The following is a 19,064-nucleotide window of genomic DNA, read 5'->3' as shown; positions in this document are numbered from 1 at the left end:
TTCAAAGGGGACCGTCGCGGTCGCGGCGGTCCCGCGGGGCGGTGTGGCCGATGATGGCGCTGAAGCCGAACAGCAGAAGCAGGACTCCCATCACGATCTCGATCCCGCAGATCAGCCGTACCGCCCCCGTCACCGGGTGGATGTCGCCGTAGCCGACCGTGGCGAAGGTGACCAGCGAGAAGTACAGCCCCTCCGGAAAGGTCAGGTCGCGGCGCACGCCGTCGATGATGAAGTTCGGCTCCACCATGAAGCGGTCGAGGATGGTGTAGAAGGCGCCGAACATGATGATGCACAGCGAATAGAAGGTCAGAAAGGCGAAGGCCGGCAGCACCAGCCGGGCCGCCTGCTGGAAGAAGCCCTCGAACAGCAGCCCGGCGTCGAGCAGGAAGACGGCGATATCGCGGGCGACCAGCGCGACGACGACTCCGATGGCCGACATCGACAGCAGGAAGATCGCCGTCAGCATCTCCGGCGACACCTCCCGTCCCGGCAGCAGGAAGGTCAGCGCGCCGATTCCCCAGACCGGGGCCATCCACAGGAAGATGCGGTCGAAATGCCCGCCGTCGCGCAACCGCCGCGACATCACGATGCTGCGGATCGTGTTGGCCCGCCACCACGCGCCCCCCAGGAAGGCGATCAGCGGGATCGCGAAGGCGGCGGCCTGGATGTGCGACGGGATGCTGTGGAAGTTGCTTTCCAGGAAGAAGACGAACACACAGGCGTAGACGCCGATGAAGTTCGCCAGGGCAAGGCTGAAGAACTGGCTTCCCGGAAACAGATAGTGGAAGGCCCCGACGACGAGGCCGACCGACCCCAGCAGGGCGAAAGCGAGATCGCCCGACACCGAGCGGATGGACAGGGCGATCATCCCCTGCATCAGCGCGGTCAGCACCGCGCCGGTCAGCCAGGACCGGCGGGCGCGGGGCCGGGACGTATGGGCGGGGCCGGCGGCCTTGCTGGAGCGGCGGTCGGGGAGGATCTGGTCCATGCGCGAACCGGTTGTCGGTGGTGCCCACCTTATAGCGCCATGGCCGGTCCCGATGGCAGGACTTTCAACCGCCCTCCCCCAACGGGCTTTACGGTAAGCCTACCAGCCGCCCGTGCTCAGCCAGCGCTCCACCATGTCCAGCCGGTCCCAGCCCCAGAAGGGTTCGTCGTCGACGATCACGAAGGGGGAGCCGAAGACGCCGCGGTCCACCGCCGCGTCGTTCTCGGCGCGCAGGCGGTCCTTGACGGTCTGGTCCTGGAGGGCCGCGGCCACCGCCGCCCGGTCGTGGCCGAGCGTGCCGGCGATCTCCACCACCGTTTCGGCGGGGCCGATGTCGCGCCCCTCCCCCCAATGGGCGTGGTAGAGGGTGCGGGCCAACAGCTTCGCCTGCTCGGGATGCTCGTCGGTCAGCCAGTAGAAGGCGCGCGACGCAGCGACGCTGTTGGCGGGGGCCGAGTCGGGATAGGTGAAGGGCGCGTTGGTCAGCCGGGCGATCCGGCCCACGTCATGGACCAGATACTCGCCGCGCAACGGCTGCTGGAGGTTCGGCTTCATCCCCGTCACCTTGAAGATGGCGCCGAGCAGGATCGGGCGCCACGTGACGGTGCGGCCATGCGCCGCAGCCAGTTCCTCGATGCGGCGGCTGGCGAAATAGCCGTAGGGCGAGGCGAAGTCGAAGTAGAAATCGATGGGGTCGGCCATCCGCGCATCCTCCCGGTTCTGCTTTTCCGGAAAGGCTAACGCGCGCCGAAGGTTCCGTCCAGCCGCCGACGGCTGGACGGGATTCAGACCGTCTTCACCTTGGCGTCGAAGACATAGCCGGCGCCGCGCTCGGTCTTGATGATCCGCGGTTCCTTCGGGTTCGCCTCGATCTTGCGGCGCAGGCGCAGGATCAGCACGTCGATGGAGCGGTCGAACACCTCCGCCCCGTCGGCGCGGGTCAGGTCCAGCAGCTGGTCGCGGGTCAGCACGCGCTGCGGGCGCTTCACGAAGGCGGCGAGCAGGCCGAACTCCGCCTTGGTCAGCTCCACCTCGCGCCCTTCCTGGCTGCGCAGGCGCTGGGCGGTCAGGTCCAGTTCCCAATTGGCGAACTGCACCACGGCGCGCAGGTCGTCGGGGCTGCGCGGAGGACGGCCCTCGCCGGAGACGCGGCGCAGCACGGCCTTGATGCGGGCCAATAATTCGCGCGGGTTGAACGGCTTGGTCAGATAATCGTCGGCGCCCAGTTCCAGCCCGACGATGCGGTCCACATCCTGGTCCTTCGACGACAGGATGATGACGGGAATGTGCGATTCGGTGCGGATCTGGCGGACCAGCCCCAGCCCGTCGCCGTCGGGAAGCCGCAGGTCGCAGACCACCAGATCGACGGGATCGCCCTCCAACGCCTTCTTCGCCGCGGCCGTGTCCGGTGCGGTGGTCACGCGGTAGCCTTCCGAAGCCAGATAGGACTCCAGAAGTTCGCGCACCGGCTCATCATCATCGACCGCGAGAATGTGCATGGCCGTTACCTCCCGTCCTCTTCATAGCTCACCGCCATGGGTGCACGCAATCGGTTACAAGCCCGTAACAGGCACCCGTTGCACGACCGATGGGTGAATCCCCTGAAACATCCTGCCGTGCGATCGAAACGAAAAAGCCGGTTTCCTGAAATCACGCGGTCATCACAGGTTGGTTTATTCCTCTCAGCCGCGAGGCGAAAGGCAAAAGCCCGCACCGAAGGGGAATGACCATGCTCGTGCTCGACCAATGCCTGGAACGGATGGCTCATCTCGACCGCGCCGACCGCCTGCTGAACGAGGTGCGCGTCTACAACAGCCGCCTGCCCATCCGCGAAGCGTTGGCCCAGCACCGCGCGCTGCTGACCGAGGCCCGCCGCCACATCGAATCGGCGCGCACGCTGGTCGGCGAGCCATGAGCCGGAGACGCGGAACGCTCAACAGCGCGCGGTGACCTCGATCTCGATCTTCATGCGCGGGTCGGCCAGCGGGCAGACCATGGTCGTGCCGACGGGCGGGCGATCGCGGAATTCCTCCGCCAGGATCGGCTGAACCCGGGGGAAATCGGCGGCGTCGGCCAGATAGACCCGCATCCGCACCACGTCCGACAAATCCGCCTCCGACCGCCGCAGGGTCCGGCGGATGTTGCGCAGGGTTTGGCGCGCCTGCTCCTCCACATCGCCGGCCATCGTCCGGCGCTCCGCATCGAAGCCGGAGGTGCCGGACACGAACACCCACCGCCGTTCCGGAGCGTCCGCGGCCCCCGTCACACGGCCTGCCACGAGGGCCCGCGGGGCGTCCCCGCGCCAGCAGCCGGACCCATGTCCGGCCCCGCTCCCGCCAAGATCCATGGCGTTTCCATCCCTTATTGTTCGTGCTACTTATAGTCGTCGGAACCGACCTGGCGCCTTTATGTCACAGAGGGCTGAAGCCGCACAAACCCTGACCGGCGGCGGTTCCGCGGCATGTCGGCGCGGTTCGCGTCTTTCCGCCTGCCCAATTCTTTCCCAAATCAAAGCGTAAGCCGGGCAAGGAAGCCGGGCCCAGCCTGTCAGGCGCAATCTGTCAGGCCAAGAACGCCCAATCGTCCATAACGGGAGAAACCCGCATGTCCGGGATCACGAAAGCCGCCCTCTTCACCCTTGCCGTGCCGCTGCTGGCCGCGCCCGCCCTGGCGGCGGAGCAGCCGCCGGGAGCGCTGGCGCTGAAGCGGGTGCTGCTGTCCACCGGCGGCGTCGGCTATTTCGAGCATGAGGCGCGCGTGTCCGGCGACGCGGCGCTGACCCTGGAGGTGCGCCGCGACCAGGTGGACGACGTCCTGAAGAGCATCGTGGTCTACGATGACCGCGGCGGCATCGGCACGGTGGACCTGCCCGGGCAGGAGCCGCTGGAGACCGCCTTCCGCGAACTGCCCTTCACGCCGGAGGATCTCGCCTCCCCCAGCGCCCTGCTGAACGCCATGAAGGGGGCGGAGGTGCAGACCAGCGGCTCCCGCGCGGTGTCGGGCCGGCTGCTTTCGGTGACGGAGGAGTACACCCAGCTTCCCAACGGCGGCGGCACCGTCACCCGCAACCGCGTCAGCCTGATGACCGCGGAAGGGCTGCGCCAGCTCCTCCTGGAGGAAACCGATTCCCTGCGCTTCGCCGACCCGCGGGTGCAGGCGCAGCTCGACTCCGCGCTGGCCGCCGTCGCCGGTGCGGCGGGCAAGGAGCGGCGGCGCCTGACCATCCGCACCACTGCTCCGCAGGCGGACGCGGGCGCTGAGCGCACCGTGCGCGTCGCTTATGTGGTGGCCGCTCCGCTGTGGAAGGCGACCTACCGCCTGACCCTGCCCGAATCAGCGAAGGGGGCCGAGGGCGGCACGGGCGACCTGCAGGGCTGGGCCGTGCTGGAGAATCTCAGCGGCGACGATTGGAAGGGGGTCGAACTGTCGGTGGCGTCGGGCAACCCGGTCACCTTCCGGCAGGCGCTCTACTCCGCCTATTTCGTCAACCGTCCGGAGGTGCCGGTGGAGGTTCTGGGCCGCGTCCTGCCGCCCCCCGACGAGGGCGCCGTGGCCGCCGACGTGATGGCGAAGGCCATGGAACCGGCCGGCCGTTCGCGCGCCGCCGCGGAGTCCGGCGCCCCGACCGCCATGGCCGTACCGCCCGCCCCCGCTCCGGCGCCGACCATGAGCGCGCCCTTCGCCGGAGCGATGCCCCAGCGCGCGGCGGAGACCACCCCCGCCGAAAGCACGGAGGCGACGGCGCAGGTGCTGTTCCGCTACCCGCAGCCGGTGACCCTGGCCAACGGCGGCACGATGATGATGCCGATCACCGCCCGCGCCATCCCGGCGGAGCGGCTGTCGCTCTACCAGCCCAACACCCAGCCGCGCCACCCTCTGGCCGCGCTGCGCCTCAGCAACGGCGACTCCGGCGAGACCGGCCTGCCGCCGGGCGTGCTGACGCTCTATGAACGGCTGGGCGGGGCCGCCGCCTATGTGGGCGACGCACGGCTGGCCACCCTTCCGGCGGGCGAGAGCCGAATCCTCAGCTTCGCGGTGGATCAGGCGGTGACGGTGGACCGCTCCGAGCAGCCGAGCCGCACCCTGTCCCGCGCCACCCTGGCCGACGGGGTGCTGCAGCTGACCGTGACCGACCGCCAGACCACCACCTACCGGATCGCCGGAGCGGCGGGCGAGGACCGCACCGTCATCGTCGAGCATCCGCGGCGTTCCGGCTGGGAGCTGGTGCAGCCCACTGGCGGGGCCGCTCCCGACCTGACCGCCGACGCCTACCGCCTGCCGGTGGCGGTGCCCGCCGGCCAGACGGTAACCTTGGCCGTCGCGCTGGAGCGGCCGCGGATCGAACGGTTCGGCATCTCGGAAATGTCGCCGGAGCAGGTGCGGGCCTACGCCTCCTCCACCGAACTGCCGGCTGCGGCGCGCGAGGCCCTGGCCAAGGTCGCGACCCTGCGCGGCGCCGTCGCCGACAAGGAGCGCCGCGTCGCCGACCTGGAGCGCGAACAGTCGGAGATCGGCAAGGAGCAGGAGCGGTTGCGCCAGAACCTCGCCACGCTGCCGCGCGACAGCGACCTGTTCAAGCGGACCATCGCCAAGATGGGCGAGCAGGAAACCCGCCTGGACGGTCTGTCCCGCGAGTTGGCCACCGCCCGCAAGGAGGCCGACACCGCCCGCAACACGCTGCGCGATCAGGTGCGCGGCATGACGTTCTGAGCGTAAAGGCGGAGCGTCACCAGGGCAGCGGCGACACGCCGAACAGCATCCGGTGCAGGTGCAGCAGCCCGCCATAGACCAGCAGAGCCACCGCCGGGCGCCACCAGCCGATCTCTCGCCAGACGAGGCTTTGGCGCCCGGCCAGGATCGCCGCGAAGGGCAGGTTGGACGTGCGCGCGGCGTAGCGGTCCCAATCGGCCCCCAACCGCCGCGCCAGCTTCGCGTCGATCAGGACGCTGCCGCCCAGCGCCAGCAGGGCGAGCGTGCCGAACAGGATCAGCGAGGCCTGATCGCCGTTCGGCACCATATGGGCGACCGCCCACACCCCGACGCCCCACAGGAACGGGTTCCGCGTCACCCGCAGGATGCCGCGGACCGGCTCCCGGTCGCCGGTCAGCAGCGTCTCCTGCCCGACCGAGGTCGGGTTCGGGGTGGAGAGGCCGGCGACGAGCAGCAACAGGGCGACCGGCACCAGCAGGATCGGCACCCAGGCTAGCCCGCCGGCGGGCGGCCACACCGGCACATGGGGCGCCGCGTTGTAGGCCGCCACCAGCCACCAGAAGGCCAGCGCCGAGACCAGCGAATAGAAGCCGAGATAGGGCTTCTCACCCAGTCGTCCGACCAGCGCGGCGCGCAGCGGTGTGCTGGAAATGCCGAAATGCGTCAGCAGCAGGAACAGCCCCGCGGCGGACAGATGGGCGATGGTCCCGGTCATGAGCGGTCTCCCGGTCGCGAAGCCTCTCGTCAGGCGCCCTTGTCCAGCGTGGTGCCGCTGCAATAGGCCCAATCGTCGCCGTGCAGGCCGAAGAACAGGGCCACCGGTTGCTTGCCGGAACGGTCGATGACCACGCGGAAGCGGTTGCCGGTGCAAGCGCCCGCCGCCTGCTTCTGGTAGGGCAGCTTGACGCTCTTGGACTTCAGGCAGGAATCGGCGGCCTTGGGCGGGTTGGCCGAGGCGTCGATGCGCTTGCCGTTCAGCACCATGTAATAGTTGGTGGCCTGCCCGCCCTTCACCTCGGCTTTCACCTCGATCTTGCCGAATCGGGACTTGTAGAGGCCGGCGTCGGTTTCGCCGTCCGGCGCGCCGGGGGCGATGGCGCGGAAGGAGACGGCGCCGCAGGCCGGCGGCTCTTTCTTCTGGGCGAAGGCCGGCTGGGCCAGAGCGACGGTGGCGGCGCCCGCAATCAGCGCGGCACCGAAAAGACGCGACAGCGGCATGCGAATCTCCTGGATCGGATGGAAAAAGGTGGGACGGGTCAGGCGGGGGCTTGGCAGAACAGGGTCTGCTGCATGATGGCGCAGTCCTTCTCCACCCCGCCGTCCAGCATCGAAATCTCGACGCTGGTGACGGTCAGGGTGCGGCCCGGCTTCAACACGCGGGCGCGGGCGATCATCACCTCGCCCTTGGCCGGCGCCATCAGATTGACCTTGAACTCCACCGCCAAGACCTCGCTGCCCGCCGGCATCAGCGTGTAGCCGGCGTAGCCCCCGGCGTTGTCGGCCAGCGTGCTGACCATGCCCGCGTGGAAGAAGCCGTGCTGCTGCGTCAGGTCGGCGCGGAACGGCAGGCGCATCTCGCAAAAGCCGGGCTCCAGCCGCGTCAGCTCGATCCCCAGCGTCTTGCAGATCGGCTGGCGTTCGAAGCTGGCGCGGCAGCGCGCCTCCCAGTCCGGATCGCGCGGTTCGAAGGTCTTGAGCACGTCTCGGGTCTCTCTGATTGTGTTCGGGGGGTCGAAATCGGACGGCCCTTACCCTGCGCCACCCTTACGTTCCGATCAAGCCGAGCTGCGGGCTCGACGCTTCCGCGAAGGCGCGTTTCGGCATGCGCCCGGCCAGACGGGCCGCCCGCCCCGCCGCCACCGCGTCGCGCATCGCCGCCGCCATGCGCACCGGGTCGCGCGCCTTCGACACCGCGGTGTTCAGCAGGACGGCGGCGCAGCCCAGTTCCATCGCCAGGGCGGCGTCCGACGCCGTGCCGATTCCGGCGTCCAGAACCACCGGCACCGGGCTGCGCGCGCAGATCGTCTCGATGGCGTGCGGGTTGCGGATGCCCAGCCCCGAGCCGATGAAGGCGCCCAGCGGCATCACCGCCGCAGCACCCAGGTCGGCGAGCTTGCGGCAGGTCACCGGATCGTCGTTGCAGTAGGGCAGAACGGTGAAGCCGTCGGCCACCAGTTCCTCGGTCGCGCGCAGCAGCTCCTCGACGTCGGGGTAGAGCAGCTCGCGGTCGCCGATGACCTCCAGCTTGATCCAGTCCACGCCCAGCGCCTCGCGGGCGAGCTGGGCGGTCAGCACCGCCTCCTTGGCGGTCAAACAGCCGGCGGTGTTGGGCAGCAGCCCGGCGCGATCGCCGATGACGTCGACGAGGCTCTCCGAATAGCCGTCCAGGCTGATGCGCCGGATGGCCAGCGTGACCAGGTCGCTGCCGCTGGCCTCCAGCGCATCCAGCATCACCTGCTGGTTCGGGTAGCCGGCGGTGCCGAGAAACAGGCGCGAGCGGAACTCACGGCCCGCTATGGTGAGCGTGTCGTTCATGGGTGTGTCCTCATTGACCGATACTCCCTCTCCCGCCCCGGGAGAGGGAAGGGGCCCGCGCGGAGCGTGGGAAGGGTGAGGGTGCCGCCAAGAATCAGCGCCACAATCCTCGTGCGACCCTCACCCGCCCGCTGACGCGGGCACCCTCTCCCGAGGCGGGAGAGGGAAATGCCGTTGGTTGGAACTGCTGCCCTTTACCCGCCCTGCACGGGGCGGATGATCTCCAAGGCGTCGCCCGCGCACAGGGGCGTCTCGTCCCAGCGGCGGGACGGCAGAACGGCGCCGTTAAGGGCGACCGCGACCCCGTGGGTGCCCGCGGCGATTCCCCGCCCGGCCAGCAGGGCGGCGACGGTGGGGGCGGCGAGGTCCTCCTCCCGCCCGTTCACGCGGATGCGGGCGCTCATGCCGCGGCCCCCTTCGGCTGGGCGAAACGGTCGAGCGCGAAGGGGCGGATCACCGGATCGGCCTCTCCGGTCAGGACCAGCCGCGCCACCGAGTCCGCGGTGACCGGGGTCAGCAGGATGCCGTTGCGGTGGTGCCCGGTGGCGTAGACCAGACCCTCCACCTCCGAGAGGCCGAGGATCGGGGCGTCGTCGCGGGTGCCGGGGCGGAAGCCGGCCCACGCCTCCTCGATGGGCAGCTCGGCGATGCCCGGCAGGGCGCGCCACGCCCCTTCCAGCAGGGCGAACTGGCCCCCGGCGGTCAGCCGGTCGTCGAATCCGCGCTCCTCCGTCGTGGCGCCGACGAGCAGCCGCCCGTCCAGCCGCGGGATCAGGTAGGTGCCGGGGGTCCACACCACATGGCGCAGCAGCGGCAGGCGGGGGTCCATGCGCAAACAGAGCATCTGGCCCTTCACCGGACGCACCGGCGGACGCACCGCCGGGGACAGGCCGTCGATCCAACCCGACCACGCCCCGGCGGCCAGAACCACCCGGTCGGCCTCGAAAAGCCGGTTGCCAACCTGGACGCCGACGGCGCGGCCGCCGCGGATCTCGATGCGGGACACCTCGGCGTACTCGTGCACCACGGCGCCGGCCCGCAGGGCGGCGGCGTGCAGGGCGGTGGCAACCTTGCGGTTGTCGACTTGATGGTCGCCGGCGCAGAACAGCGCGCCGGCCACGCCCGGCTGGAGATAGGGTTCGCGCCGACGCACCTCCGCCCCGCTCAGCCATTCCACGGGCAGGCCGAGCTTGGTCTGGAAGTCGTGCAGGAACCGCACCTTGGCGGCGTCGTCGGCGTTCAGCGCGATGACCATCGTGCCTTCGCCGCGCAGGTCCACCGCCATGCCGGAGGCGGCCTCCAACTCCGCCGCGAAGGCGGGCCACAGGTCCTGGGAGGCGCGGGTCAGCGGCAGAAGGCTCTCTTCGCCGGGTTCGGTCTCCACGCAGGCGGCGAGCATCCCGCCCGCGGCGTGGCTGGCGCCCCGGCCGGCAGCGCCACGGTCGAAGACCTCAACCCGGCAGCCGGCGACGGCCAGCCTCCAGGCGATGGAGAGGCCGACCACCCCGGCGCCGATCACGGCGACGGTGGGTTTCGCGGAATCAGAATGAAATAAGGGCGCGGATACCATGCGGCGGCTCCCTTCGCTGGCATTATCCAGACAGGTTCGATGGGTGTGATCTCAGCCGCGCGGGCTCATCCCGCACGGCACCCCAGCCAATGCCCGGATCATCCGGAAGAGGGCCGCCTTTGGCAAGCCCCTTTTCGTTGGTCACAACAACAAAAGCGACGCCAGCCCCAAGAAGGACAGGAACCCGATGACGTCGGTCATGGTGGTCAGGAAGACCGAACTCGCCACCGCCGGATCGACGCCCAGCCGGTCCAGTCCGATGGGAATCAGCACCCCGCACAGGCCGGCGACGAACAGGTTGATGACCATGGCACAGCCGATGACCAAGCCGATCATCGGCTCGAACCACGTCGCGGCGATGGCCCCGACCAGCGTGGCGAAGACGGCGCCGTTGAGCAGCCCAACGAGCACCTCCTTACCCACCACGCGGGGGGCGTTGGAGGACGACAGCTCGCGTGTCGCCAGGGCGCGCACCGCCACGGTCAGGGTCTGGGTCCCGGCGTTGCCGCCCATTGAGGCGGTGATCGGCATCAGCACGGCCAGCGCCACGATCTGTTCGATGGTCGCCTCGAACAGCGAGATGACGCCCGCCGCCGCGAAGGCGGTAAACAGATTCACGCCCAGCCAGGAAATGCGCGAGCGCGAGGTTTCCAGAACCGAGCGGTAGATGGAGGTGTCGCCGACGCCGCCCAGCTTGCCGATGTCGTCCTCGGCCTCCTCGTCGATGATGTGGACCACGTCGTCGACGGTGATGACGCCGATCAGCCGCCCACCGGCGTCCACCACGGGGGCGGAGACCAGGGCGTATTGGCGGAACAGGTTCGCCACCTCCTCCTGGTCCATGGTGGCGGGGATGGTGTCCACCTCCTCCGTCACCAGATCGGCGATGCGGACCGACCGCTTCTGGCGCAGCAGGCGCGACAGCGGCACCGCACCGACCACCCGGTGCATCGGATCGACGACGAAGATGTCGTAGAAGTCCTCCGGCAGCTCGTCGGTGGCGGCGCGGACGTAATCGATGGTCTTGCCCACCGTCCAGAACTGCGGCACCGCCACCAGATCGCGCTGCATCAGGCGGCCGGCGGTGTACTCGTCGTAGGTCAGGTTCTCCTGGACCAGCGCCCGGTCGGCGGCCGGCAGATTCTCCAGAACCTCGCGCCGGGTGTCCTCGTCCAGATCCTCGATGACGTCGACGGCGTCGTCGGTGTCCAGCTCCGCGACGGCGGCGGCCAGCTCCTTCGGCTCGAACAGCTCGACGATCTCCTCGCGGAGATCGGGGTTGAGGTAGCTCAGCACCTCGCCGTCGAAGTCGGGGCGCAGGACGCCGATCAGCGCCTCCCGGTCGTCGTGGCCGAGTTGCTCGATCAGGTCGGCGATGTCGGCGGGGTGAAGCTTGTCCACCTCCGCGCGCAGATCGTCGCGCCGTCCGGCGTGCAGCCGCTCGACGATCTCCTCCACGAACTCCGGCTTAACACCATAGGCGCGCTCCTCCTCGCCGTCCTCGCGGGGCGGGTCGGGGCGTTCGGCCGGGTGCGGCACATCGTCCTGGATACGATCCGGTTCCTGGCGGTCGGTGTGCATGGCGGCACCCTCCCTTCACGATGGCAATGCGGCGTGACGGCATGGTCCTGCGATCGGCCGACCATGGCGCACCGGCGTTTGCGGGTTGGTGGGGAGCCCTCGCGGAATCCCGCCGGGGCGCCCACCGAATATAGGTGTGCCGCTGTTTTGTCCAGCCCGGCGGACCGGTCCGGGCCCTCCGGCCCTGCGCGCAATTGCTTGCGTGGGCTTCACAATTCGTGCACCCATAATGCGCGCGGGGCTTTCCACCTCGCGCAGCCCGAGAAGAACCGACACCACCGGCCAGCGGATGTGACGATGGAGTACGCCTACACCGACATCGACGGTCAGGAGGGGATCATGCTGTCGGGGCGTTTCACCTACGACGACAGCCGCAAGTTCCACGACCTGCTGGCGGATTGGGACATCGGCGCGCGGCCCGAGGTGCGGCTGGACCTGCGTTATCTGACCTTTCTCGACTCCGCGGCGATCGGCATGCTGTTCGTCCTTGCCAACCGTTGCCGCGACGCCAAGGGGCTGGTGACGGTGCACAACGCGCAGCCCTACATCGTGCAGACCATGCGGCGCGTGGCGCTCGATCAGTATGTGGAGTTCCGCTGAGGCGGAGCGGCCCGGAAGAAACAGCCCTGATCCGGGCGGCCTGAAAACGAAAAAGCCCGCTGTGGTCCGATGGACCGGCGGGCTTTTCGTTTGTTTGCCTGATCCCCCGTTTCGGGGGGATGGTGCGGTCGAGAAGACTCGAACTTCCACGGCATCTCTGCCACAGCGACCTCAACGCTGCGCGTCTACCAATTCCGCCACGACCGCACAAGGCTGGTAGAACCGAGGAGGGAACTGCTCCCCTCATCGGGTGGAGCGGGGGAATAGCAGATCCCCATCGCCCGATCAAGCGGTGTCTCGCGTTTTTGCCAAAGAAAGTTCATAACATCGGCATGACCGATCTCACCGCCCCTATTCCGCCCGCCGCCGATGCCGCCGCCGATGCCGTCCCGGCGCGAGCGGTGGAGTGGCGGATCAGCGACACGCCCGTCCCCTACCCCGACGCGCTGGCCGAAATGGAGGCGCGCGTCGAGGCCATCCGCGCCGGCACCGCGCCGGAGCTGGTCTGGCTGCTGGAGCATCCGCCCCTTTACACCGCCGGCACGAGCGCGCGGGAGGAGGACCTGCTGGAGCCGGGCCGCTTCCCCGTCTATCAGGCCGGGCGCGGCGGGCAGTTCACCTACCACGGGCCGGGGCAGCGCGTGGCCTATGTGATGCTGGACCTGAAGACACGCGGCGCCGACATCCGCGCCTTCGTCCACGACCTTGAGGAATGGCTGATCCGCACGCTGGCCGCCTTAAACATCCGCGGCGAACGGCGGGAGGGCCGCGTCGGCATCTGGGTGGATAAGCAACCCTACGGCGGCGCCCCAGGCCAGGAGGACAAGATCGCCGCGATCGGCGTGCGCGTGCGCCGCTGGGTCAGTTTCCACGGCGTCGCCCTGAACGTCGAGCCGGACCTGTCGCACTTCGCCGGCATCGTCCCCTGCGGCATCAGCGAGCATGGGGTGACCTCCATCGTCGCGCTCGGCCACCTCGTCACCATGGAGGATGTGGACGCCGCCATGATCGCCAGCTTCGCGGAGGTCTTCGGCGGCGGGTCGGAAGACGAGTGAGCCCTACCGCTTCGTCGCTCCAGCGGGCTGCGCGTCGTTCAGGACGCGCACATCCTCGTTGGTGATCGACACGATGGTGCAGCCGGTGCTGTCGCCGTTGCGGAAGAGATAGATCAGCCGGCGGTTCGCCTGCTTCTTCGGGTCATGCAGGTTCAGGCCATGGCCGAAGGCGACGCCCAGAACCTCACCCTTGAAGATGGCGCGATAACGCAGGGGCATCTGCTCCCGGAACTGGCGGGAGGCGCAGGCCTTGCTCAGCTCCTTCTCGAAGGTCCCGGCGTGCCGCCAGTCCTGGGAGGAGCGGATCATCACCCATTGCGGCGGCAGCGGGAACTGGACCACCGGCGGCGAGAGCGGCAGGTCATAGCCGCCGGGCGGCACCGGCGGCATGTGTCCCGGCTCCGTACGGTCGAGCGGCCCCTTGGCCCAGGCCGCCCCGGCGCCCAGCACGCCGAGAATCAATAGGCTTCGGGCTGCACCGCACAGGAGCCGTGGCACTGATTTTGGCCTTTTGCCGCTCATCCCAACCTGTTTGCCCCCTCCCGAAACCCTCTCCCGGAGATCGGGAGAGGGAGTATCGAGCACCAGGCGGCTCCCTACGCCGCCGGGTCGCTGCCGTAGACGGACTTGGTCTCCAGGAACTCCTCGAAACCGACCTCGCCCCACTCGCGCCCGATGCCGGACTGCCTGTAGCCGCCGAAGGGAGCGGCAAGGTCGATGGAGGCGCCGTTCAGGTGCACCATGCCGGTGCGAAGCCGCTTCGCCACCGCCCGCGCCTCGTCCACCGTGCCGGCGTAGACGTAGCCGGACAGACCGTAGAGCGAGTCGTTGGCGCTGCGGATCGCCTCCTCGATATCCTCGTAGGGGCGGATGGTGAGGACCGGGCCGAAGATCTCCTCGCGCATGATGGTCATGCCATCGGTGGCGCGGCTGAAGACGGTGGGCTTGGCGTAGAAGCCACGCTCCAGCCCCTCCGGACGGCCCGGACCGCCGCACAGCAGGGTGGCCCCCTCCTCGATGCCGGCCTGGATCAGGCGCTGCACCCGCTCGTATTGGCGCTGGTTGGCGATCGGGCCGACGCCGGTGCGGTCGCCGCGCGGATCGCCGACCACCAGACGGGCGCAGACCTGGGCGGCGATCGTCTCCGCCTCGTCCAGGCGGGAGGCCGGGACATACATGCGGGACGGCGCGTTGCAGCTCTGTCCGGTGTTGGACATCATCGATCGCACGCCGTGGGTCACCGCCTTGGTCAGGTCGGCGCTCTCGCAGATGATGTTGGCGGACTTGCCGCCCAGTTCCAGCGACACGCGCTTGATGCTGTCGGCGGCGTTGTGGGAGACCGACGCCCCGGCGCGGGTGGAGCCGGTCAGCGACACCATGTCGACCAGCGGGTGCGAGGCCAGGACCGGGCCGACCACCGCGCCGTCGCCGTAGAACATGTTGAAGACGCCCGCCGGAACCCCGGCCTCGTGCAGGATCTCGGTGAAGATCCAGGCCGAATAGGGAGCGAACTCGCTGGGCTTCAGCACCATCGTGCAGCCGGTGGCGAGCGCCGGGGCGACCTTGCAGGCGATCTGGTTGATCGGCCAGTTCCACGGCGTGATCATCGCGCAGACGCCGACCGGCTCGCGCAGGATGCGGGTGGTGCCGCGGGTCCGCTCGAACGGGTATTCGCGGGCGGCCTCCAGAGCCGTCTTGAAATGGGCCAGCCCCATGAAGGCCTGCGCCGGCTTGGACAGCGCCGCCAGGGGCGCGCCCATCTCCTCGGTGATGGCGTCGGCCACCTCGTCCATGCGCTTCTCGAAGAGCGCGCAGACGGCGGCCAGCAGGTCCAGCCGCTCGTTCAGGGGGGTGCGGGAAAAGCCGTCGAAGGCGGCGTGGGCCGCGGCCACCGCGCGCTGCGCGTCCTCTGGCCCGCCGAGCGCCACGGTGCCCGACACCTGCTCCGTCGCCGGGTTCAACACCTCCATCACGGTAGCGCCCGCCGCGGGTTCGGTCCAGGCGCCGCCGATGTAGAAGGATTGGCAGGTCTTCATCTCTAATCCCCTTGCTCTCTTCGTTGGCATTTTCGGGTGAAACGATCCTGCCCCGTCCGGCGCCGTTTGCCAAAGCTTTCCCACCGGAAAATCCGGATAGGTCAGAAGACCGGACCCTGTTGACAGTTCAATGGTTTCACGGTCTGATCGTTGAACACATACGTGCCGCCGCCCCGCTTGCGGCGAGCCGAACGACAAGAATCGGGCCGCAGAAACCGTGGCCCAAGGGCTGGGAGCCTGCTTCACGGGTACAAACCAAACGTACAATCAGGGGGACGAGGGATGGCCTTACGTGATCGGCATTGGCGTGATCGGCGCCTTGCGGATGTGCTGCGTTTCGGAATCGTCAAACCACTCCTGCCGGCGGCAGCCTGCCTGGCCCTGCTGGCCACGGCCCCAACGCCGTCGCAGGCGGCGACCCTGACGGTCGGCACCTCGGCGGAACCCAGCGCGCTCGACCCGCACTACCACAACCTCGGCCCCAACACGCGCGCCCGCAAGCATGTGTTCGAATCGCTGGTCAGCATGGACGCCAAGATGCGGCTCCAGCCCGAACTGGCGGAAAGCTGGCGCGCCATCGACGAGACGACCTGGGAATTCAAGCTGCGCAAGGGCGTGAAGTTCCACGACGGCACCGAGTTCACGGCGCAGGACTTCGTCTATTCGGTCTGCCGCATCCCGAACGTCGCCAACAGCCCCTCCTCCTTCACCGTCTACACCAAGGGCATCGCGGGGATCGAGGCGCCGGACCCGCACACCCTCGTCATCAAGACCGGCAAGCCCTACCCGCTTCTGCCGGTGGAACTGTCGACCTTCGGCATCATCTCCGCCAAGGCGGCGGGCGGAGAGGCCGTCACCTTCGACAAGGCGGGCTGCAAGGCCGACTCCTGGCCGACCACCCAGGCCTTCAACGACGGCTCGCTGATGATCGGCACCGGGCCGTTCAAGCACAAGTCCTACACCAAGGGCGACCGGCAGGTGCTGGAGCGCAACCCCGACTACTGGGGGCCGCAACCGGCCTGGGACACGGTGGTCTTCCGTCCGATCACCAGCGACGGGCCGCGCGTCGCCGCCCTGCTGGCAGGCGACGTGGACCTGATCGAATCGCCCCCGGTGCAGGACATTGAGCGGCTGAAGTCCGCCCCCAACGTCTCCCTGGCCCAGGCCCAGTCGAACCGCGTGATCTATCTGGCGCTGGGCGTCCAGGACACTCCGCCGACCATCACCGGGACCGACGGCAAGAATCCGTTGAAGGACCCGAAGGTGCGCAAGGCGTTGTCGCTGGCGGTGGACCGCGACGCCATCGTGAAGCGCATCATGATGGGCGTGGCGGAGCCGGCGAACCAGTACCTCCCCGCGGGCTTCTACGGCAACAACCCGGAGGTCACGGTCGCCACCGACGCCAACAAGGCCAAGCAGTTCCTCGCCGAGGCCGGCTACCCGAAGGGCTTCCAGCTCACGCTCGGCACGCCGAACGACCGCTACATCAACGACGACAAGGTGGCCCAGGCGGTCGCCCAGATGTTCACCCGCATCGGCGTGCAGACCCAGGTCGACGCGACCACCGCCAACGTCTTCTTCTCCAAGCGCAACAAGCAGGAATACAGTGTCTTCCTGGCCGGCTGGGGTGCCGATTCGGGCGAGATGTCGTCGCCGCTGAAGGCGCTGATCGCCACGCCGATCAAGGAGAAGGGCTACGGCACCACCAATTACACCAGCTACTCCGACCCGGAGCTGGACGGCATGCTGGACACCGCGCTGGCGACGGTGGACGACGCCAAGCGGGAGAAGCTGCTCCAGGCCGCGGTGAAGCGCGCGGTGGACGCCGACATCATCATCCCGCTGCATTACGAAGTAACGGTTTGGGCGATGAAGAAGGGGCTGAGCTACGAACCGCGCGCCGACCAGTACACGCTGGCGCAGAAGGTGACCCCCGCGAAGTAACGTGGTTTGGCCGCGGCCCTCTTCCCCTCTCCCCTCTGGGGAGAGGGTTAGGGTGAGGGGGTTGCGCTTCTGCCGAACGCTCCGCAACGCGCATCCCCCTCACCGGCCCTCCGGGCCACCCTCTCCCCAGAGGGGAGAGGGTTAAGGGGCTAAATCCATGCTTGTCTTCATCCTCCGGCGGCTGGCGCAGAGCGCGGTCGTCGTCGTGGCGATGTCGGTGCTGGTCTTCGCCGGCATCTTCGCCATCGGCAATCCCATCGACGTGCTCATCAGCCCCGAGGCCGACGAATTCGAACGCGCCGCCGCCATCGCCCGGCTGGGGCTCGACAAGCCCATGCACGAGCAGTTCCTGCGCTTCGTGGACAGCGCGCTCGGTGGCGACCTCGGCACCAGCTTCGTGCATGGGGTGCCGGCGCTCGGCCTCGTGCTGCAGCGATTCCCGGCGACGCTGGAGCTGGCGCTCTGCGCCATGCTGGTGGCCGTGGTGCTGGGCATCCCGCTGGGGCTGTGGGCCGGGCTGAAGCCGGACAGCTTGGCCGGGCGGGTCATCATGACCGGCTCGATCCTCGGCTTCTCGCTGCCCACCTTCTGGGTGGGCATGATGCTCATCATGGCCTTCGCGGTGACGCTGGGCTGGCTGCCGGCGGGCGGACGCGGCGAGACGGCCGGCCTGTTCGGCGTGCAGTGGAGTTTCCTGACCGCCGATGGGCTGGCCCATCTGATCCTGCCGGCTGTCAATCTGGCCCTGTTCAAGCTGTCGCTGGTCATCCGTCTGGCCCGCGCCGGCACGCGGGAGGTCGCCTTGCAGGACTATGTGAAGTTCGCCCGCGCCAAGGGGCTGGCACCCGCTCGGGTGGTCGGGGTGCACATCCTGAAGAACATCATGATCCCGGTGGTCACCGTCCTCGGGCTGGAGCTGGGCAGCGTCATCGCCTTCTCGGTGGTCACGGAATCGGTCTTCGCCTGGCCGGGCATGGGCAAGCTGCTGATCGACAGCATCCTCCAGCTCGACCGGCCGGTGGTGATCGCCTACCTGCTGGTGACGGTGCTGCTGTTCGTGGTCATCAACCTGATCGTCGATCTGGTCTATTCGCTGCTCGACCCGCGAATCCGGTTGGGCGGAGGGCGGGCATGAGCAGCGTCGCGGCCAAGGCCCCGTCGGTCGAGACGCCGTTCCTGCGGCTGGCGCGGGACTTCGCGCGGTCGCGCACGGCGCTGGCCGGGCTGGCGGTGCTGGTGCTGATCGTGCTCGCCGCCCTGCTCGCCCGCTGGGTGGTGCCGCAGGACCCCTACGACCTCGCGCAACTGGACATCCTCGACGGCATGATGGCGCCGGGATCGCTGGGCGGCGGCGGCTGGACCTATTGGCTGGGCACCGACGACCAGGGACGCGACATGCTGTCGGCCATCGTCTTCGGGCTGCGCACCAGCCTGCTGGTCGGGGTGGTCGCCACGCTGATCGCGCTCGCCGTCGGGGTGGCGGTCGGGCTGCTCGCTGCCTACGCGGGGGACCGGGTGGACGGGCTGGTCATGCGGCTGGTCGACATCCAGCTCTCATTCCCGGCGATCCTGATCGCGCTGATCCTGCTGGCCCTGCTGGGCAAGGGGGTGGACAAGGTGATCATCGCTCTCGCCGCCGTGCAATGGGCCTATTACGCGCGGACCATCCGCGGCTCCGCCCTGGTGGAGCGGCGCAAGGAATACATCGAGGCCGCGCAATGCCTGGCATTGCCCCATCGGCGGATCATGATGCGCCACCTGCTGCCCAATTGCCTGCCGCCGCTGATCGTGGTGGCGACGGTGCAGGTCGCCCATGCCATCGCGCTGGAGGCGACGTTGAGCTTCCTCGGCGTCGGCGTGCCGGTGACCCAGCCGTCTCTGGGGATGCTGATCGCGTCGGGCTACCAGTACATGCTCTCAGGCGATTACTGGGTCAGCCTGTTCCCCGGCCTCGCCCTGCTGGTCACCATCGTGGCGATCAATCTGGTCGGGGACCGGCTGCGCGACGTCCTCAACCCACGCCTGAACCATTGAGAAGGGGCACG

General features: G+C 68.9%; 20 protein-coding genes, 1 tRNA gene and 1 riboswitch. Of the genes, 7 read left to right on the top strand and 14 right to left on the bottom strand.

Annotated elements, in window-relative coordinates; translation table 11 throughout:
- Nucleotide 1: 1 nt before the first annotated feature.
- The 3 genes from ACWPXE_RS31450 to ACWPXE_RS31440 form a co-directional block, all read right to left on the bottom strand.
- Nucleotides 2-988, bottom strand: coding sequence for a potassium channel family protein (locus tag ACWPXE_RS31450; RefSeq protein ID WP_454020965.1), 987 nt, complete (start codon nt 986-988; stop codon nt 2-4).
- A gap of 99 nt (nt 989-1,087) precedes the next feature.
- Entirely contained in the window at nt 1,088-1,690 is a 603-nt protein-coding gene (locus tag ACWPXE_RS31445; protein WP_014199879.1) for a 2-hydroxychromene-2-carboxylate isomerase, read from the bottom strand.
- Nucleotides 1,691-1,773: 83 nt separating this feature from the next.
- The gene (locus tag ACWPXE_RS31440) at nt 1,774-2,487 is read right to left on the bottom strand and encodes a response regulator (protein ID WP_237907980.1); all 714 of its coding nucleotides are present in this window, start codon (nt 2,485-2,487) and stop codon (nt 1,774-1,776) included.
- Between the two features lie 230 nt (nt 2,488-2,717).
- On the opposite strand from ACWPXE_RS31440, the gene ACWPXE_RS31435 reads away from it, so the two are divergent.
- The gene (locus ACWPXE_RS31435) at nt 2,718-2,903 is read left to right on the top strand and encodes a hypothetical protein (protein WP_454020964.1); all 186 of its coding nucleotides are present in this window, start codon (nt 2,718-2,720) and stop codon (nt 2,901-2,903) included.
- Nucleotides 2,904-2,921: 18 nt separating this feature from the next.
- Here ACWPXE_RS31435 and ACWPXE_RS31430 read toward each other — a convergent pair whose 3' ends face one another.
- Nucleotides 2,922-3,254, bottom strand: coding sequence for a Rid family hydrolase (locus tag ACWPXE_RS31430; protein ID WP_454020963.1), 333 nt, complete (start codon nt 3,252-3,254; stop codon nt 2,922-2,924).
- Between the two features lie 338 nt (nt 3,255-3,592).
- Here ACWPXE_RS31430 and ACWPXE_RS31425 point away from each other — a divergent pair, with 338 nt between their 5' ends.
- Nucleotides 3,593-5,698, top strand: coding sequence for a hypothetical protein (locus tag ACWPXE_RS31425; protein WP_454020962.1), 2,106 nt, complete (start codon nt 3,593-3,595; stop codon nt 5,696-5,698).
- 16 nt (nt 5,699-5,714) lie between these two features.
- Here ACWPXE_RS31425 and ACWPXE_RS31420 read toward each other — a convergent pair whose 3' ends face one another.
- From ACWPXE_RS31420 to mgtE, 7 genes are all read right to left on the bottom strand, one after another.
- On the bottom strand, nt 5,715-6,413 hold the full coding sequence (locus ACWPXE_RS31420) for an NnrU family protein (protein WP_454020961.1): 699 nt from the start codon (nt 6,411-6,413) through the stop codon (nt 5,715-5,717).
- Between the two features lie 29 nt (nt 6,414-6,442).
- Nucleotides 6,443-6,916 (bottom strand): hypothetical protein, encoded by a 474-nt coding sequence (locus ACWPXE_RS31415; RefSeq protein ID WP_237907976.1) that lies wholly within the window; start codon nt 6,914-6,916, stop codon nt 6,443-6,445.
- 38 nt (nt 6,917-6,954) lie between these two features.
- Nucleotides 6,955-7,398: a PaaI family thioesterase gene (locus tag ACWPXE_RS31410; RefSeq protein WP_454020960.1), complete on the bottom strand. Its 444-nt coding sequence runs from the start codon at nt 7,396-7,398 to the stop codon at nt 6,955-6,957.
- 64 nt (nt 7,399-7,462) lie between these two features.
- Entirely contained in the window at nt 7,463-8,233 is a 771-nt protein-coding gene (gene thiG, locus ACWPXE_RS31405; protein ID WP_454020959.1) for a thiazole synthase, read from the bottom strand.
- A 194-nt stretch (nt 8,234-8,427) separates the two neighbouring features.
- Complete coding sequence (gene thiS, locus ACWPXE_RS31400; protein WP_454020958.1) at nt 8,428-8,637, bottom strand: sulfur carrier protein ThiS; 210 nt, start codon at nt 8,635-8,637, stop codon at nt 8,428-8,430.
- Complete coding sequence (gene thiO / locus ACWPXE_RS31395; protein WP_454020957.1) at nt 8,634-9,803, bottom strand: glycine oxidase ThiO; 1,170 nt, start codon at nt 9,801-9,803, stop codon at nt 8,634-8,636. Before thiO ends, thiS begins: the two co-directional genes overlap by 4 nt.
- Nucleotides 9,795-9,898, bottom strand: a riboswitch (TPP riboswitch). Its footprint overlaps the gene before it by 9 nt.
- A 46-nt stretch (nt 9,899-9,944) precedes the next feature.
- Entirely contained in the window at nt 9,945-11,384 is a 1,440-nt protein-coding gene (mgtE, locus tag ACWPXE_RS31390; protein ID WP_454020956.1) for a magnesium transporter, read from the bottom strand.
- Between the two features lie 297 nt (nt 11,385-11,681).
- On the opposite strand from mgtE, the gene ACWPXE_RS31385 reads away from it, so the two are divergent.
- Nucleotides 11,682-11,984, top strand: coding sequence for an STAS domain-containing protein (locus ACWPXE_RS31385; protein ID WP_145687400.1), 303 nt, complete (start codon nt 11,682-11,684; stop codon nt 11,982-11,984).
- Between the two features lie 120 nt (nt 11,985-12,104).
- Here the strand turns inward: ACWPXE_RS31385 and ACWPXE_RS31380 are convergent.
- A tRNA-Leu gene (locus ACWPXE_RS31380) sits at nt 12,105-12,191 on the bottom strand.
- A 125-nt stretch (nt 12,192-12,316) separates the two neighbouring features.
- Here ACWPXE_RS31380 and lipB point away from each other — a divergent pair.
- Nucleotides 12,317-13,039, top strand: coding sequence for a lipoyl(octanoyl) transferase LipB (lipB, locus tag ACWPXE_RS31375; protein WP_454020955.1), 723 nt, complete (start codon nt 12,317-12,319; stop codon nt 13,037-13,039).
- 3 nt (nt 13,040-13,042) lie between these two features.
- Here the strand turns inward: lipB and ACWPXE_RS31370 are convergent, their stop codons facing one another.
- Both ACWPXE_RS31370 and ACWPXE_RS31365 read right to left on the bottom strand, forming a co-directional pair.
- Complete coding sequence (locus ACWPXE_RS31370) at nt 13,043-13,501, bottom strand: hypothetical protein (protein ID WP_454020954.1); 459 nt, start codon at nt 13,499-13,501, stop codon at nt 13,043-13,045.
- A 134-nt stretch (nt 13,502-13,635) separates the two neighbouring features.
- Nucleotides 13,636-15,075, bottom strand: a complete 1,440-nt coding sequence (locus ACWPXE_RS31365) for an aldehyde dehydrogenase family protein (protein ID WP_454020953.1) — start codon at nt 15,073-15,075, stop codon at nt 13,636-13,638.
- A gap of 327 nt (nt 15,076-15,402) precedes the next feature.
- On the opposite strand from ACWPXE_RS31365, the gene ACWPXE_RS31360 reads away from it, so the two are divergent.
- The 3 genes from ACWPXE_RS31360 to ACWPXE_RS31350 all read left to right on the top strand — a co-directional run bounded on the left by ACWPXE_RS31360 (nt 15,403) and on the right by ACWPXE_RS31350 (nt 19,053).
- The gene (locus tag ACWPXE_RS31360; protein ID WP_454020952.1) at nt 15,403-17,019 is read left to right on the top strand and encodes an ABC transporter substrate-binding protein; all 1,617 of its coding nucleotides are present in this window, start codon (nt 15,403-15,405) and stop codon (nt 17,017-17,019) included.
- A 157-nt stretch (nt 17,020-17,176) separates the two neighbouring features.
- Complete coding sequence (locus tag ACWPXE_RS31355) at nt 17,177-18,154, top strand: ABC transporter permease (protein ID WP_454020951.1); 978 nt, start codon at nt 17,177-17,179, stop codon at nt 18,152-18,154.
- Entirely contained in the window at nt 18,151-19,053 is a 903-nt protein-coding gene (locus tag ACWPXE_RS31350; RefSeq protein ID WP_454020950.1) for an ABC transporter permease, read from the top strand. The genes ACWPXE_RS31355 and ACWPXE_RS31350 overlap by 4 nt, the downstream gene beginning before the upstream one ends.
- The last annotated feature ends 11 nt before the right edge of the window (nt 19,054-19,064 follow it).

Source organism: Azospirillum sp. Marseille-Q6669 (assembly GCF_965111635.1).
The sequence above is the reverse complement of the archived record's forward strand: the minus strand, read 5'-3'. Positions and strand labels throughout refer to the sequence as shown.